Source organism: Streptomyces sp. NPDC086554, from assembly GCF_040686095.1.
GTDB lineage: Bacteria > Actinomycetota > Actinomycetes > Streptomycetales > Streptomycetaceae > Streptomyces.
The window spans coordinates 79,844-95,247 of record NZ_JBFBJK010000014.1 but is presented as its reverse complement, the minus strand read 5'-3'; the positions used below and the strand labels follow the sequence as shown (position 1 = coordinate 95,247).

Annotated in this window: 16 protein-coding genes and 1 pseudogene; 4 read left to right on the top strand and 13 right to left on the bottom strand. The window is 69.0% G+C overall.

All coding sequences use genetic code 11. The features are described 5' to 3' along the window. The first annotated feature begins 50 nt into the window (after positions 1-50). The gene (locus AB0O76_RS23785; protein WP_365494681.1) at positions 51-959 is read left to right on the top strand and encodes an alpha/beta hydrolase; all 909 of its coding nucleotides are present in this window, start codon (positions 51-53) and stop codon (positions 957-959) included. Here the strand turns inward: AB0O76_RS23785 and AB0O76_RS23780 are convergent. From AB0O76_RS23780 to AB0O76_RS23750, 7 genes are all read right to left on the bottom strand, one after another. Then, a complete protein-coding gene (locus AB0O76_RS23780; RefSeq protein WP_365494678.1) occupies positions 956-1,258 on the bottom strand; it encodes a hypothetical protein in 303 nt (100 codons plus the stop codon). The two genes, AB0O76_RS23785 and AB0O76_RS23780, sit on opposite strands and share 4 nt — an antisense overlap. 33 nt (positions 1,259-1,291) lie before the next feature. After that, positions 1,292-1,495 carry a hypothetical protein gene (locus tag AB0O76_RS23775; RefSeq protein WP_365494675.1) on the bottom strand — a complete coding sequence of 68 codons (204 nt, stop codon included), beginning with the start codon at positions 1,493-1,495 and terminating at the stop codon, positions 1,292-1,294. Between the two features lie 137 nt (positions 1,496-1,632). Next, a complete protein-coding gene (locus AB0O76_RS23770; protein WP_365494672.1) occupies positions 1,633-2,631 on the bottom strand; it encodes an SDR family NAD(P)-dependent oxidoreductase in 999 nt (332 codons plus the stop codon). Between the two features lie 57 nt (positions 2,632-2,688). Beyond that, positions 2,689-3,564 carry a transporter substrate-binding domain-containing protein gene (locus AB0O76_RS23765; RefSeq protein ID WP_365494669.1) on the bottom strand — a complete coding sequence of 292 codons (876 nt, stop codon included), beginning with the start codon at positions 3,562-3,564 and terminating at the stop codon, positions 2,689-2,691. 69 nt (positions 3,565-3,633) lie between these two features. After that, complete coding sequence (locus AB0O76_RS23760) at positions 3,634-4,419, bottom strand: hypothetical protein (RefSeq protein WP_365494666.1); 786 nt, start codon at positions 4,417-4,419, stop codon at positions 3,634-3,636. Positions 4,420-4,545: 126 nt separating this feature from the next. Next, on the bottom strand, positions 4,546-5,082 hold the full coding sequence (locus AB0O76_RS23755; protein ID WP_365494663.1) for a hypothetical protein: 537 nt from the start codon (positions 5,080-5,082) through the stop codon (positions 4,546-4,548). A 156-nt stretch (positions 5,083-5,238) separates the two neighbouring features. Then, positions 5,239-5,841: a YceI family protein gene (locus tag AB0O76_RS23750; RefSeq protein ID WP_365494660.1), complete on the bottom strand. Its 603-nt coding sequence runs from the start codon at positions 5,839-5,841 to the stop codon at positions 5,239-5,241. Positions 5,842-6,042: 201 nt separating this feature from the next. Between AB0O76_RS23750 and AB0O76_RS23745 the strand changes: the two are divergent. The 3 genes and pseudogenes from AB0O76_RS23745 to AB0O76_RS23735 form a co-directional block, all read left to right on the top strand. After that, positions 6,043-6,943: pseudogene (locus AB0O76_RS23745) on the top strand (NPCBM/NEW2 domain-containing protein); the annotation flags it as partial. Positions 6,944-7,153: 210 nt separating this feature from the next. Then, positions 7,154-8,746: an acyl-CoA carboxylase subunit beta gene (locus AB0O76_RS23740; protein WP_365494657.1), complete on the top strand. Its 1,593-nt coding sequence runs from the start codon at positions 7,154-7,156 to the stop codon at positions 8,744-8,746. A gap of 32 nt (positions 8,747-8,778) precedes the next feature. Next, complete coding sequence (locus tag AB0O76_RS23735; RefSeq protein ID WP_055564440.1) at positions 8,779-8,970, top strand: acyl-CoA carboxylase subunit epsilon; 192 nt, start codon at positions 8,779-8,781, stop codon at positions 8,968-8,970. Positions 8,971-9,118: 148 nt separating this feature from the next. On the opposite strand, the gene AB0O76_RS23730 is transcribed toward AB0O76_RS23735, so the two are convergent. The 6 genes from AB0O76_RS23730 to AB0O76_RS23705 all read right to left on the bottom strand — a co-directional run bounded on the left by AB0O76_RS23730 (position 9,119) and on the right by AB0O76_RS23705 (position 15,293). After that, positions 9,119-9,703: an ATP/GTP-binding protein gene (locus tag AB0O76_RS23730; protein ID WP_135330726.1), complete on the bottom strand. Its 585-nt coding sequence runs from the start codon at positions 9,701-9,703 to the stop codon at positions 9,119-9,121. Continuing rightward, entirely contained in the window at positions 9,684-10,283 is a 600-nt protein-coding gene (locus AB0O76_RS23725) for a DUF742 domain-containing protein (RefSeq protein ID WP_365494653.1), read from the bottom strand. The genes AB0O76_RS23730 and AB0O76_RS23725 overlap by 20 nt, the downstream gene beginning before the upstream one ends. A 93-nt stretch (positions 10,284-10,376) precedes the next feature. Next, positions 10,377-10,790: a roadblock/LC7 domain-containing protein gene (locus AB0O76_RS23720; RefSeq protein ID WP_135330751.1), complete on the bottom strand. Its 414-nt coding sequence runs from the start codon at positions 10,788-10,790 to the stop codon at positions 10,377-10,379. Between the two features lie 10 nt (positions 10,791-10,800). After that, complete coding sequence (locus AB0O76_RS23715) at positions 10,801-13,851, bottom strand: nitrate- and nitrite sensing domain-containing protein (protein ID WP_365494651.1); 3,051 nt, start codon at positions 13,849-13,851, stop codon at positions 10,801-10,803. A gap of 475 nt (positions 13,852-14,326) precedes the next feature. Next, positions 14,327-14,908 (bottom strand): ATP/GTP-binding protein, encoded by a 582-nt coding sequence (locus AB0O76_RS23710; protein WP_365494648.1) that lies wholly within the window; start codon positions 14,906-14,908, stop codon positions 14,327-14,329. Then, positions 14,889-15,293, bottom strand: coding sequence for a DUF742 domain-containing protein (locus AB0O76_RS23705; RefSeq protein WP_135330730.1), 405 nt, complete (start codon positions 15,291-15,293; stop codon positions 14,889-14,891). The genes AB0O76_RS23710 and AB0O76_RS23705 overlap by 20 nt, the downstream gene beginning before the upstream one ends. Between the last annotated feature and the right edge of the window lie 111 nt (positions 15,294-15,404).

Sequence of the window (15,404 nt, the reverse complement as noted above, 5' to 3'; positions counted from 1 at the left end):
TTCAGCGAGACGATACGTCTCGTACCGTCACGGCTAGCACTGGAGTCCCCATGAAGGAATCGACCCCCCAGACCCAGGAGCAGTACGTGGACGTCGCCCCCGGCGTGCGGCTGTGGACTGAACGGCGGGGCGCGCCCGACGCCCCCGCGCTGCTCCTGATCATGGGCGCGCAGGCCTCGGGGCTCGGCTGGCCCGACCCCCTGGTCGAAGCGCTGGCGGCCCACCACCAGGTGATCCGCTACGACCACCGGGACACGGGCCGCTCGACCTCCACCTTCGACGAACGCCCGTACCCCGTAACGGACTTGGCGCAGGACGCGATATCGGTCCTGGACGGCCTGGGCATCGAGCGGGCCCACCTGGTGGGCATGTCGCTCGGCGGCATGCTGACGCAGCTGGTCCTGGCGGACCACCCCGAACGCGTACTGAGCGCGACGCTGATCGGCACCTGCGCGCTGAGCACCACCCCGTACCGGGCCGCGGACGGAACCGAGACCCCCGTACCCGAGCTCCCCGGCATCTCCCCCCAGATCCTGGACCTGTGGTCACGCCCGGTCGAGGACAAGGGCCTGGAGGCGGAACTGGACCGCAGGGCGGAACACTGGCAGGCCCTGAACGGCACCGAACTCCCCTTTGACGCCGACTACTTCCGCGCCCTGGAGCGCAGGATCATCAACCACACCGGCACCCACGTGGCCTCGACGGCCCACGCGAGGGCGGACGACGCGAACATGCTCCGCACCGAGGAACTGGCCACCACGCAGATCCCCACCCTGATCATCTCCGCCACGGCAGAACCGGTGTTCCCGCCCCCGCACCCCCAGCACCTGGCCCAGGTGATCGCGGGCGCACGCCTGACGGAGATCCCGGGCATGGGGCATGCGTTGCCGCCGGAGGTCCTTGGACCGTTGACGGAGGCGATCTTGTCGAACAGCCTTACGCGTAAGGGGATTCGTTAAGGGAAGTGCACTTCCGGCGGCGGCAGGGCAAGTCCTTCCTGCTCGACTCGCTCGCCCGCGCCGCCGGGGAACCAGCCGCGTTCCCGTGCGATGTACGCCGTGTGGACGGCCGGCGCGGTCTTGCCGACGCCGCTCAGACCTATGAAGGCGGCCGGTGGGGAGGGCAGGGCGGAGGTCGCGGTGGGTGCGGGGCCGTACTGCGGGTACACCACCTTGCCGATTGCGTCGCCCTGGAACGTGCTCCGGCTGAAGTCGATGTGGTCGCCCGTGGTCACGACACCCCGCCCCCCCCGCGTCATGCTCGACTCCCGTTGCCCCGGCGGCACTTGATCCTAGTCGCGCCGCCGATCGGCCGCCGCATGCCACCACCCGGGAGGCGAAGGCCCGACCGCCTTCGACGTGGGCTGGTCCGGGTGCAGGCCGAGGGGTCGCAGGGCTGACGAGCGGACATGGACCGCGAAGGAGCCGTGCCAGTGGCCGTCCGGGCCCCGGCCGCACATGTGGTCCCAGTAGATGTCTTCCGGCGCGAGGGGCATCCAGTCGATGCCGCGCTCACGCAGTCAAGCGCGGAGGGCGGCCATGGGGTGCGGGCGGCCGGGGGTGTTCTCGTACGCGGTGATGGTGGTCCACATGGCAGCCATCGTGCCCGCTCGGGGGTGCGGCCGCAGCAGATTTACGTCCTCGCCCGGAGAGCGTGCGTGCCCAACCCCGTGAGCTCCGCGGACAGTTGCCACAGGCGGGTCGCCGCATCCGGGTCCGTCGCCCACGGTTTCACTCCGCCGATCAGCATGTCCTGCGTCGTCGCGGGCTCCGCGATGTCGCAGTCCTGGCAGTACGCGCCGCCGTGGGCGTCCAGGAGGGGTGACGTCGCCGCCCAGAGCGCCGTTGCCGCGCCCTGCGCCGGGGTCTTGAAGCCGGGGGCCGGTGTGCCGTCGGGGGTGATCCAGCCCTGGGCGATCTGCTCTTCGCGGGGGATGTGGCGCTGGAGGGGAGTCAGGATGCTGCCGGGGTGTACGGCGAAGGCTCGGGGGCCGATGCCGGTCGTGTCGTGGAGGGAGTTCAGGTGTACGGCGAAGAGTGCGTTCGCCGTTTTCGACTGGGCGTAGGCCAGCCGGCGGTCGTAGCTCTCGTGGGCGAAGTGCGGGTCTTCCCAGCGGATGTCGGAGAGGAAGTGGCTGGCGGAGGACACGGACACCACGCGGGCCGCCTCGCCTGAACTCAGCGCCGGATAGAGGTGGTTGGTGAGTGCGAAGTGGCCCAGGTGGTTGATCGCGAAGTGCGCCTCCCAGGCGCCGTCCGGGCCCACGCGGGTCTCCGGGCACGCCATGATGCCCGCGTTGTTGATGAGGATGTCGAGCTTGCCGTCGTCCGTCTCCAGGAAGTGGTCCGCGAACCTCCGGACGCTCTCCAGGTCCGCCAGGTCCAGCGCCCGTACCTCCACCCGCGGCACGCCGCGCAGCGCATCCCGCGCCGTGGCGGGCCTGCGCGCCGGGACGACGACGTGCGCGCCCGCGCGGCTCAGCGCCCGCGTGATCTCCAGGCCGAGCCCCGAGTAGCCGCCGGTGACCAGCGCCGTCCTGCCCAGGAGGCTGATTCCGTCGAGTACGTCGTCCGCCGTGCTTGACGCGTCGAATCCGCTGCCGATCTTGTGCTGCCGTAGCCGAGTCGTCATGCGGGCGACCGTAGGAGTTGGAGCGCCCTCCAGCGCAAGGGGCCGGGGCGGCCCGGCCTACTCCGGTGCCTTGCAGGAGGAGTACGTGTTCAGATCCCCCGTGTCCGGCTTGAAGCGGTTCTGCCAGTCGCCGGGATACGTGTCGACCAGGGCGGGCAACTGCGTCTTGATGTCGTTGGCCCACTCCTCGTTGAGATAGTCCCGCACGGCGGCGAGCAGCTTCTCGCAGTCTTCGGTGTGGCCCTTCTGCAGCCCGATGCCGTACCGATTGGTGAGCCCGAACGCGACATCGGGGACGACCTTCAGCGGCACCTTGCTCCTCTTCTGCTGCTCCACGTATCCGTACAGGAGCGCCTCATCGGTGAACACCGCGTCGACATTGCCCTGTTGGAGCTTGGACACACAGGTCGAGAAGTCCGCCTCCTCGCGGATCGTGGTGCGCGGCGGCAGGTCCGCCCGCGCCGACGTCGATCCCTCGACCGTGCAGATGAGTTTGTCCTGGACGTCCTTCTCTTTCTTGATCTTGTTGTAGTTCTTCCGCACCAGGAAGCCCTGTTGGGTGTTGAGGTAAGGGCCGACGAAGTCGACCTCCTTCTCGCGTGCGGGAGTTATGGAGTACGTGGCGATCACCAGCGTCGCCGCGCCCTGGTCGAGCTCCTGCTCGCGCCGGCCGGTCGGCACGTCCTGGAACCGGACGGTGAACCCGAGCTCCTTGCCCAGGTGGGCGGCCAGGTCCACCTCGAACCCGCGGTCGGTGTGGTTGGCGTGCAGGCTGAACCCCGGCTGGTCGAACGCCGCGCCGATGTGCACCGTGCCGTCGAGCAGCGACGGCTCCTCGTCCCCGTCGTCGCCGCAGGCCGTCACCGCCACCAGCAGGAAGGCGGTCACCGCGAGCGCGGAACGGCGGGCGCGGGTCCGGTGTGAGCGCTTCATGGGGCGTCCCCAGTCGTCGGTCGTCGGTCGTCGGTCGTCAGTCGTCGGGTCAGTGGTCGTCGGTCGTCATCAGTCGTCCAGTTGGGCCGAGTCGATCTTCAGGTCCAGCTTGCAGTTGCGTTCCGCCGCCGCCTCGACCGAGAGGCGGATGTCCTTGACGCCGTCGCCCAGGTCGAACCTGAACTCCTCGCCCGCCGGTTTCGTCTGCGGGCGGTGCCGGCCGGTGCCCGACCGCGGGACCACGGTCAGCTGCGTGTTCGGGGCGCAGACCGGTGACTCGGGGTCGTACTCGGACACGGAGAAGGTGATCGTGAGGACCGGCTTGGGGCGGTCGGTGTGCGCGGAAGCGGTCACCGTCCTGCCCCGTTCGACGGGCCCCTCGGGCTCCAGGGAGAACTCATGGGTGAGCTGGACCGGACGGCTGTCCAGATACGCCCACGCCCCCCACGAAGTGAGCCCCACGACAAGCACCGCCAGCGGGACCACCGCCAGCATCAGGGGCGGGTAGAGAGGCAGCTCCTCGGTGTCCTTGTCGCGGGCGCGGATCAGCGACAGCATGCCGGCGACGAAGGCCAGCAACGCCCCCGCCACCACGCCGATCACGGCGGGGTCCCCGCCGAGCCGGTACCAGATGGCGGCCCCCGCGAGGATGACGACGAGATTGATGAAGATCATCAGGGCGAGCATCGAGGTGTTGTCCGCCAGGCGCGCCTTCACCGACGTGGCGACACCCGAAAGCCAGGCCGGCGCCGCGCGCCGGGTGGTGCCCCGCGAGGACGTGTCTCCGGATGGGTCCCCGGGCGTGTCTCCGGATGGGTCCTGCGCTGACGGGTCTTGCGCCCCGTTGGCCGTCATGTGCGGAGGATACGTTCACTAGCTGGGCATCGACAGGCCAACAGGCGGACACAACACGGGAGTTGGCGGATGTGTTCAATCCCGGGCCGGGTTCGGTCGAAGACCGCGTTCAGTCGACGATCGCGCTCATTCGGCCCGGGACGGCGTCACCTGCCACCGCCCCGAATGCCCCGGCGGGAGCGCCAGGTCGCGCCGGACCGCCGCGTAGTACTCCTCGCGCGTGCTGCGCTGGCGGTCGAGCAGCCGCGCCCACGCGTCGGGATCCCGGGTGCCCTCGCGCATGAAGCGCTCCATGTCGACCACCGTCAGGACCCAGACCCGTGCCGTGGCCACCACCTCCGGCGTGCCGAGCATCAGCAGCGCCTCGCCGGCCGGGTCGCGGGCACTGGCAGCCTCGGCCAGGTGGGGCTCCGCTTCGGCGGGGGACATGGGGTGCGGATGCGGGTCGTTGCCGTGGTGGGCCGATACGCGGTAGGTGAGGGTCACCGTCTGCTTCAGGACCCGGGCGTACTCGGTGTAGACGGTGAGCCGCCGCTCCTCCCATCGGGCGGCCTGCTCCCGCTGAAAGCGCACGCGGTCGCCGCGCATGATGGCCACGTACGAACCGAGGGCGCCGACGATCACGCCTATGAGGGCGGGCAGTTGCTGCAGAAACTCGGGCACGGCCCGAACCGTATCGAAGGAGTCGGAGAGCACACACAGGGCCCGTCCGAATACGCCGAGCGCCCGCCCTCCCGTTACGGGGGTGGAGGGCGGGCGCGCTCGTGGAGGGCTGAAAAGCCCGGTCAGGCCAAGGCCCTGTCAGGCTGAAAGCCCCTGTCAGGCGGCGTTCTTGATGGCGGAGATGTCGAAGTTCAGCTTGATCTTGTCGGAGACCAGCACCCCGCCCGTCTCCAGAGCCGCGTTCCAGGTGAGGCCCCACTCGGAGCGGAGGATCTCCGACTTGCCCTCGAAGCCGACGCGCTCGTTCCCGAACGGGTCGGTGGCCGCGCCGTTGAACTCCAGGTCGATGGAGATCTGCTTGGTGGTGCCGAGGATCGTCAGGTCACCGGTGATGCGGTAGTCGTCGCCCCCGAGGGCCTCCGCCTTGGTGGACCGGAACGTCATCTCCGGGAACTCGTCGATCTTGAAGAAGTCCGAGCTCTTCAGGTGGCCGTCACGGTCGGCGCTGCCGGTCTCGATGCTCTCCATCTTGATGTCGATGGAGGCCGTCGAGCGGGACGGGTCCGCGCCGTCCAGGTGCAGCGCGCCGGAGAGGTCCGTGAACGAGCCCTTGACGTTCGTGACCATGGCGTGCCGGGCGACGAAGCCGATGGTCGTGTGCGAGGCGTCGATCGTGTAGTCGCCGGTCAGGGCGGCAAGCTCCGGGTTGACCGGGGCGGGCGCCGTGGCGGTGTCGTTCTTGCGGCCGAAGAGACCCATGACTGCTCCTTGGGGACGAGCTGCGGGCGGTGAAGCCGAGCTGCGAGCTACGGGGATGTATCTGTTGAATGTTCAACGAGATTGACTGTAACCCCATTCTGTTCAATATTCAACAGAGAGCGGAGCGTGCTCGTGAGGTCACTTACCGAGGTCGACGCCATGGTGGGTGCAGGCGCCCCGCCCCTTGGACTTCCGCCCCGCGGTTCTCTGCAGCGCGCCAAGGTCGACTTCACCGCACCGGCGAGCGGCACGGCGACCCTGACGGCCGAGGCCGCCGGCGGCTCGACGGCCCGGGTGCGGATCGCCGACGTACGCGTCGTCGCAGCGGGGGAGGGGTGACGGACCCGCGCACCCATATCGCGCTCAGGCACGCCCCGTACACCCAGTCCGGCTGGAACGGAAAGCTCATCGACGACGTCCTCGACGGCGCGCGCTCCCTGAAGACGCACGAGGGCAACAACGGCCTCGTGTACCCGCACCACCCCCGCGACCGTCCCCCTCACCAACGGGCGCTCCTGCAAGGTCAGTTACGACTACCAGGCGAGCCACGCCGACTCCTTCGACTGGGTCACCGGGTACGACAGGATCGCCGCGGACGGCAAACCGGACTCGGTGGAGACGCGCCGCACCGCGCTCGGCGAGCAGCGCACGACGGGCCACTTCGAGCAGACCGTCACGGCGGGCTGCGGCGGCACCTGGGTGGGCCTGCGGATGCGCGACGACGCGGCCGAGACCGCCGACCTGGCCCTGGACAACCTCAAGGTGACCGACCTGGGTCCGGCGACGGAGAAGCCCGCGTGCGCGACGCTCGGCCTCGCCAGCAAGGCGGAAACCCTTGAACCGGGCGTGAAGAACGAGGTCACCGCCACCTGGCAGGTCACTCCGCCCGCAGACGCCAAGTACCGGACGTACAAGCTGAGTTCAAAGGTGACGTACGCGATCGACGTCCTTCACGGCGCAGGTCGGCCAGGACGACTCGCAGGGGATGCGGGGGAGCGTGCAGTTCAGCGTGGCGGCCGACGGGGCGGAGAAGGACGGCGGTGACGGACCCGGCAATGATCAAGCAGACTGGGGGGAGGCGCGGTTCCACTGCGGGAGCTGATGGCGGCTCCCGGGTCCGGGGCGTATTTTCGTCGCCTGTGAGGTGTCTCTCACGTAGCGCTTTGTGGAATCCCTACAGCTGAACATGGCTCTGAGCAGTCACTTCGGGCGCACGGGAGTGAGGTTCTGTTCGGGGGTGCCAGGAAAACGGGCCGGAGACTGTGCAGAGTCGACGGTCCGTTTTTATGGGTGCGCTTCGTAAGGTCACTACATGACCGTTTTGGACGACACCGCTTCTCCCGAAGGCGAGCCCACCGACGCGCGTGGGCGCGTGGCCGAACTGCACGCGATCCGTGCCGAGGCGCTGCGCGGACCGAGCGAGAAGGCGACGAAGGCCCAGCACGCCAAGGGCAAGCTGACCGCGCGCGAGCGGATCGAGCTGCTGCTCGACGCGGGTTCGTTCCAAGAGGTCGAGCAGTTGCGCCGGCACCGGGCGACCGGGTTCGGCCTGGAGGCCAAGAAGCCGTACACCGACGGTGTCATCACCGGCTGGGGCACGGTGGAAGGGCGCACGGTCTTCGTGTACGCCCACGACTTCCGTATCTTCGGCGGCGCGCTCGGCGAGGCGCACGCCACCAAGATCCACAAGATCATGGACATGGCCATCGCGGCCGGTGCCCCGCTGGTCTCCCTGAACGACGGCGCCGGCGCCCGTATCCAGGAGGGCGTCTCCGCGCTCGCCGGGTACGGCGGCATCTTCCAGCGCAACACCAAGGCGTCGGGCGTCATCCCGCAGATCAGCGTGATGCTGGGCCCGTGCGCGGGCGGCGCCGCCTACTCCCCGGCCCTGACGGACTTTGTCTTCATGGTCCGCGAGACCTCGCAGATGTTCATCACCGGACCGGACGTGGTGCGTGCGGTGACCGGTGAGGAGATCTCCCAGAACGGTCTGGGCGGCGCGGACGTGCACGCCGAGACGTCGGGCGTCTGCCACTTCGCGTACGACGACGAGGAGACCTGCCTCGCCGAGGTGCGCTACCTCATCGCGATGCTGCCCTCCAACAACCGCGAGAACCCGCCGGCGCACGAGTCGGACGACCCGGCGGACCGCCGCAGCGATGTCCTCCTCGACCTGGTCCCGGCGGACGGCAACCGTCCGTACGACATGGCCAAGGTCATCGAGGAGCTCGTCGACGACGGCGACTACCTGGAGGTCCACGAGCGCTGGGCCCGCAACATCATCTGCGCGCTCGCCCGTCTGGACGGCAAGGTGGTGGGCATCGTCGCCAACCAGCCGCAGTCCCTGGCGGGTGTCCTGGACATCGAGGCCTCGGAGAAGGCCGCCCGCTTTGTCCAGATGTGCGACGCTTTCAATATCCCGATCGTGACGCTTCTGGACGTCCCCGGCTTCCTTCCGGGTGTCGATCAGGAGCACGGCGGGATCATCCGGCACGGCGCGAAGCTGCTCTACGCCTACTGCAACGCGACGGTGCCGCGGATCTCGCTGATCCTGCGCAAGGCGTACGGAGGTGCCTACATCGTGATGGACAGCCAGTCCATCGGCGCGGACCTCACCTACGCCTGGCCGACCAACGAGATCGCGGTGATGGGCGCCGAAGGTGCCGCCAACGTCATCTTCCGCCGGCAGATCGCGGCCGCCGAGGACCCCGAGGCGATGCGTGCGCGCATGGTCAAGGAGTACAAGGCCGAGCTGATGCACCCCTACTACGCCGCGGAGCGAGGCCTGGTCGACGACGTGATCGACCCCGCCGCCACCCGCGAGGTCCTCATCAGCTCCCTCGCGATGCTCCGCAACAAGCACGCCGACCTGCCGTCGCGCAAGCACGGCAACCCCCCGCAGTAATCCTGCAGTAGCCCACAAGGAGAACGCTGCACATGACTACCCCCGACATCCGCGTCGAGAAGGGGCACGCCGAGCCGGAAGAGGTCGCCGCCATCACGGCGATCCTGCTGGCCCGCGCCGCCGCACAGCCCGCCGCCCCTGCCCGCCGCGGCCGCGACAAGGCCGGCTGGCGCCGCTTGGAGCGCACCCCGGGCTTCCGAGCCCCGCACAGCTGGCAGGGCTAGCCTCACCGCCTGACACACGCTTCAGGGCCCGTACTCCGCTGAGTACGGGCCCTTTGCGTTGCCGGGTAAACGGGTGGGTGGGCGGGAAACGCAAGGGCCCCGCACCGACGTAACGGTGCGAGGCCCATCGACGTACAGGCAAGGACCGCTAACGCAGCCGAGCCATCAACGCATGCTCAACAAGCGTGATCAGCGCGCTCTTCGCGTCCGCGCGGTGCCGCGCGTCGGTGGTGATGATCGGGGTGTCGGGGCCGATCTGGAGCGCCTCGCGGACCTCTTCGGGGTTGTACGGCTGGTGGCCGTCGAAGCCGTTGAGGGCGATCACGAAGGGAAGACCGGAGTTCTCGAAGTAGTCGACGGCGGGGAAGCAGTCGGCGAGCCTCCTCGTGTCGACCAGGACGACAGCGCCGATCGCGCCGCGTACGAGGTCGTCCCACATGAACCAGAAGCGGTCCTGACCGGGCGTACCGAAGAGGTACAGGATCAGGTCCTGGTCCAGGGTGATGCGGCCGAAGTCCATGGCGACCGTGGTGGTCGTCTTGTCTCCGGTGTGGGTGAGGTCGTCGATGCCCGCGGACGCGGACGTCATGACGGCCTCGGTGCGCAGCGGGTTGATCTCAGAGACCGCCCCGACGAACGTGGTCTTGCCCACGCCGAAGCCGCCCGCCACCACGATTTTCGCGGAAGTGGTGGAGCGGGCTGTTGCTCCGCCGCTAGAGCTTGCGAAGTCCACTGAGCACCCTTTCGAGCAGTGTCACGTCTGGCTGGCCGCCGGCGGACTCGTCGCCGCCCGGCTGGTGGATGGCGACAAGTCCGGCCTCGGCCAGGTCGGCTACGAGGATCCGGGCGACGCCGAGGGGGATGGTGAGCAGTGCCGAGATCTCGGCCACTGACTTGATTTCGCGGCACAAGTTGCAGATGCGCTGATGCTCGGGCAACTGGCCCTGCAACTGGTGCGGTTGTGCGGTGGTGTGCACCAGCGCCTCGATGGCGAGCTGGTAGCGGGGCCTGGTCCGGCCGCCCGTCATGGCGTACGGGCGCACCAGAGGGTTGCTCGCAGAACCTGCGGGCGCCGCTTCAGGCGCGCGTCGCTGTGGTTGCACTGGCTGGATCCTGGGTGTGTGGGGCTGCTCGTACGGGTTCTGGCGAGGGCCCGGCTGCTGCGGCTGCCGGTACGGCGCGCGGTGCTGACTGGGCGCGGAGGGGAAGTTGTACCGGTTCGGCGCCCCGTCGTGCGGCCCCTGTGCCTGGCCGTGGCCAGACGACCAGTTGGCCGATGACGATCCGTCCGGGGGTGTTCCTGAGCCTGCCACGTACTCCTCCTCCGACTGTGCCGGGCACCATCATTCTGGAGCCGCGTCCCGAAACCTTACGGCCACGGGACGCGTGAACGCACCGTCCGTCTATTAGTTGAGAAGGCTCCCCTGCAGCTCCGCACGCAGGTCGGGCGTGAGCACGGTGCCGGCGCGGTCGACAAGAAGCGCCATCTCGTACCCAATGAGACCGATGTCCGCATCCGGGTGGGCCAGTACGGCCAGCGAGGAGCCGTCGGAGATGGACATAAGGAAGAGAAATCCTCGCTCCATCTCCACAACGGTCTGGGTCACGGAACCGCCCTCGAAGATCCGGGAGGCCCCGGCGGTGAGGGAGGTCAGACCGGATGCGACGGCCGCGAGCTGGTCGGCCCGGTCGCGGGGGAAGCCTTCGGACATCGCCAGAAGGAGTCCGTCGGCGGAGACCACCACGGTGTGGGACACCCCGGGGGTGTTGTCCACGAAGTTGGTGATCAACCAGTTCAGGTTCTGCGCCGCCTGGCTCATCGGGCTCACACTAACGCTCCTGGTTGTAGGTGCTGTCAGGACCGCGGTGATTACCGGTGTCCTGGCCATTCGTGTCACTGCCTGCGCTGCGTCCCCGCTGGACGCCCCGGCGCAGGTTGCTCAGCCTGCCCCGTACGTCCTCGGGGTCGCGGGAGACCTGGGGGCCGCCCTGTGGGGTCTGTTCCGCCGTGCCCTCGACCAGATTGGCCTTGGGCACCCGCTTCGGGAGTCCGGACGGGGTGACCCCACCCGCCTTGGGCTCCTTCAGCTGCTCGGCGCGCTGCCAGCGGTCGTCGTTGGACGAACGCCAGTTGCTGTCGTTGTTGCCGAACGCGTCTTCGGCCGGGGCCGGGGCCGGAGCGCTGCCGTTGCCGGTGGCGCCGGTCGAGCCGCGGCGCGGAAGACCCGCAGCGGTGGTGTCGTGGACGGTGGAGGGGGCCGGTCCGGGACGCTCGAAGCCTACGCGCTCCCCGCCGTTCAGGGGAGCCGCCGGACCAGATTCCGCTTCCGGAGCGTACTGGTCCCGATACCCGCCCGAGTTGTTCTCGTGTCCGTCACGCGACGGCCAGTCGTCCTGGTGAGAACGGTCCGGGTAGGCGGCGAAGGGCTCGGAGACGACACCCGTACGGGCGGCTTGATCGTTGTGACCCGCCTCCGTATAGGGGGCGTCCTGGTAGCCGTCCTGCGCCGGATAGTACGGCTCTTCGTACGACTGCGGGGCCTGCGCGCCCTGGTTGTACTCGTCGTACGCCGGTGCCTGCTGGTCGTATCCGGTATCGAATCCGCCCTGCTGGTCGAAGCCCTGCTGCGGCTCGATCTCGTCGCGGAAGAGCGGACGGCCACCGTCGGACTGCGCCTGCGCCTCCAGAGCGGCACGCCGCTCCTCACGCATCAGCGAGCGGCCCACCGGGTCGAGCTCCGGGGCCTCGCCGTTGTCGGCGCCGTAGCGGCTGTCGTCGAAGCCCAGCTCCGCGGCCGTACGCATCGGCTGGTGGTTGAAGGCCTGCGGCTCCGGAGCCTGCTGCTCCGGCATGATCGAGGAGACCGTGAACTCGGACTCGGGCAGCTGGTGTTCGCCACCGCCACCGTGCGTGATCCCGTCCGGGAGCATGACCAGCGAGGTCGTACCGGCCTGCTCGCCTGAGGGGCGCAGCTGGACACGGATGCCGTGCCGGTCCGAGAGGCGGCCGACCACGAACAGGCCCATGCGCTGCGAGATCGCGGCGTCCACCGTCGGCGGGTTGGCCAGCTTGTGGTTGATGTCCGCGAAGTCCTCGGCGGTGAGGCCGATGCCCTTGTCGTGGATCTCGACCATGACGCGGCCGTCGGGCAGACGGGTCGCGGTGACGCGGACCTTGGTCTGCGGCGAGGAGAACGTGGTGGCGTTCTCCAGAAGCTCGGCGAGCAGGTGCACGAGGTCGGTCACGGCGAGGCCGTGGATCTCGGCCTCCGGTACACCGGACAGCTCGATGCGCTCGTACTGCTCCACCTCTGAGGAGGCGGCGCGCAGCACGTCGACCAGCGGGACCGGCTGGTCCCAGCGGCGGCCCGGCTCCTCGCCGGAGAGGACCAGGAGGTTCTCGCCGTTGCGTCGCATACGGGTCGCCAGGTGGTCCAGGCGGAAGAGGCTCTCCAGCTGGTCCGGGTCGGCCTCGTTGTTCTCCAGGTCGGTGATGAGGGTCAGCTGGCCCTCGATCAGCGACTGGTTGCGGCGCGAGAGGTTGGTGAAGATCGCGTTGATGTTGCCACGGAGCAGCGCCTGCTCGGCGGCGAGCCGCACGGCCTCGCGGTGCACCTGGTCGAAGGCGCGGGCCACCTCGCCGATCTCGTCCGTGGAGTTGATCGGGATGGCCTGTACGCGGGTGTCGACGCGGCCCGGGTCCGTACGCGAGAGCTGGTCGACCAGCATCGGAAGGCGCTGCTCGGCGATGCCGAAGGCGGCGGTCCGCAGCTGGCGCATCGCGCGGGACATCTGGCGGGCCATGAGCCCGGCCAGGATGAACGCGGCGAGCAGCGCGACGACCACGATGGCGCCGGTGATGTACGCGTTGCGCTGGGCGTTGTCGGCGATGTCCGACGCCTCGCTCACGGCCTTGTCGGCGAGGTCGGACTCGATGGTCCGGTACGCGTCGAACTTGGCGGTGGTGGTGGCCCACCAGGCCTCGGCGGTGATGCCCTTCTGGGCGAGCGCGAGGCGGGCGCTGGGCTGCGTGCTCGGCATGCCCGCGATGCCCGCGACCATCTTCTCGGGGGACGGCGGCGGGACGAAGGTCTCGCCCTTGGCCTTCGCGGCGGCGGCGGCCTGCTTGGCCTGCTTCTCGCCGTCGGCCTGCAGCTTCTTCTTCGCGGCCTCGAGCTTGGCGAGGTCCTCGGGGGTGCCACCGCCCCGGTACTCCTCGATGGCGATGCGCTCGAGGTAGGCGTACGAGGCGAGCGAGGTGCGCTGCGTGGCGAAGGACGAAGCGGTGGGGCCGGGCTTGACCATCAGGTGCGTACCGATGGAGCGCTCGAGGGAGAGCGCGGCCTTGGTCAGCGAGATGGCGTAGACGGTGCGGCCGTAGCTGGTGATGTTTCCGGTGCCGAGACCCAGCTCGTTGGCGAACTCCATCAGCGGGTGCTGGATGGCGACGTAGCCCTCTTCGGTCTTCGAACCGGAGAGCTTGGAGGTGTACGCGGCCTGGCGCAGCGCCTGCAGACCCGGCTCCACCTTGTGGAAGCCGTCGAGGCGGCGCTTGAGGCCTTCCTTCTGGGGCATGTTCTCGGCGGCGGCGTCGAACTCGGCCTTGGCCGCGTCGGTGGCCTTGCGGGCCTTGACGACGGCGGGGTCGTTCTTCTTGCCGCGCAGCAGCGGTGCCGCGGAGATGTCGCGCTCTTCGATGAGGCGGTTGCCGTAGTCGAGCGAGGCACGCACCAGGACGGCCGTGTGCTCGGCGTCCTGAGCTTCGCTCCAGGTGTCGATCGACGCCTTGACCTGGAAGCCGCCCATGACGAGGCCGACAAGCACGGGTATGAGGAGGATCGCGTTCAGGCGGGTCGGCACGCGCCAGTTGCGCGGGGACATTCTGCCGCCGGAGGGGGCCGGCGGTTCATGGCCCTGCACATCTGTGGGGGACGCCGCTGTCCGCGGCGGCGGGGTGAAGTTGCCCCGCGTGTCCCGCGTCTGCGGCGGTGCGGGGCTCGTCTTGCTTCGCCTCACTCGACCAACAACCTCTCGGCGGCGGGGCCCGCATCGGCCCCGCTGTCGTCTCCAAGGCCCGTGCTACTGGGCAGTTCAGCGCATTCCAGCACGTCAGGGGGTCCTCTTCCAAACAGTGGGAAGCGGAAGTTCCGAGTGGTGTAAGCCTCAGATAAAACGGTCAAAAAGAGCGAGCCCCGCCAAAAGGCGGGGCTCTTGTGAGCGCAGCGACACCAGATGACCGCGACGCGTGGTGGCGCCCGGCGAATTCTCTGTCGAAACGTTATGAACAGAGCGGCCAGTGGTGTCAAAAGACACAGACCGCTCTGTTGAATCTACGGCAACTGCCGTATCCCCTCGTCTACTTGAGTCGTGCCATAAGTGCGTGCTCGACCAGCGTGATCAGGCCGCTCTTTGCGTCCGCACGGTGTCGCGCGTCGGTCGTGATGATGGGTGTCGCGGGGCCGATCTGCAGGGCTTCGCGCACTTCGTCGGGGGTGTAGGGCTGATGTCCGTCGAAGCCGTTGAGGGCGATGACGAACGGCAGGCCACTGTTCTCGAAGTAGTCGACGGCCGGAAAACAGTCGGCGAGACGACGGGTGTCCACGAGCACCACGGCGCCGATCGCGCCGCGTACGAGGTCGTCCCACATGAACCAGAAGCGGTCCTGACCGGGCGTACCGAAGAGGTACAGGATCAGGTCCTGGTCCAGGGTGATGCGGCCGAAGTCCATGGCGACGGTCGTCGTCGTCTTGTCCCCGGTGTGGGTGAGGTCGTCGATGCCCGCGGACGCGGACGTCATGACGGCCTCGGTGCGCAGCGGGTTGATCTCAGAGACCGCCCCGACGAACGTGGTCTTGCCCACGCCGAAGCCGCCCGCCACCACGATCTTCGCGGAAGTGGTGGAACGGCCTCCGCCGCTGCTAGAGCTTGCGAAGTCCACTGAGCACCCTTTCGAGCAGTGTCACGTCAGGCTGACCGCCGGCGTTCTCGTCGCCGCCGGGCTGGTGAATGGCGACGAGCCCGGCCTCGGCCAGGTCGGCCACGAGGATGCGGGCCACGCCGAGCGGCATGGAGAGCAGCGCCGAGACCTCGGCCACCGACTTGACCTCGCGGCACAGGTGGCAGATCCGCTGGTGCTCGGGGAGCAGCCCCATCAGCTGGGCCGGGTCGGCCGTCGTGCTCACCAGCGCCTCTATCGCGAGCTGGTAGCGGGGCCTGGTCCGGCCGCCGGTCATCGCGTAAGGACGTACCAGCGGCTGGTCGCCTTCCATGCCGTACGAGGCTTGCGAGCCGTACGGGTCGTGAGAGGCGTTGGGCGGGGTCATGGATCCTCCGGGCGGGACAGCAGGTGGTCTGCGTGCCGTCGAATAGAGCCGGTGGGGGGCACCAGTGGCGGCCGGACGGTCGGTCAGTACGTTCGGTCGGTGGGGCGGCCG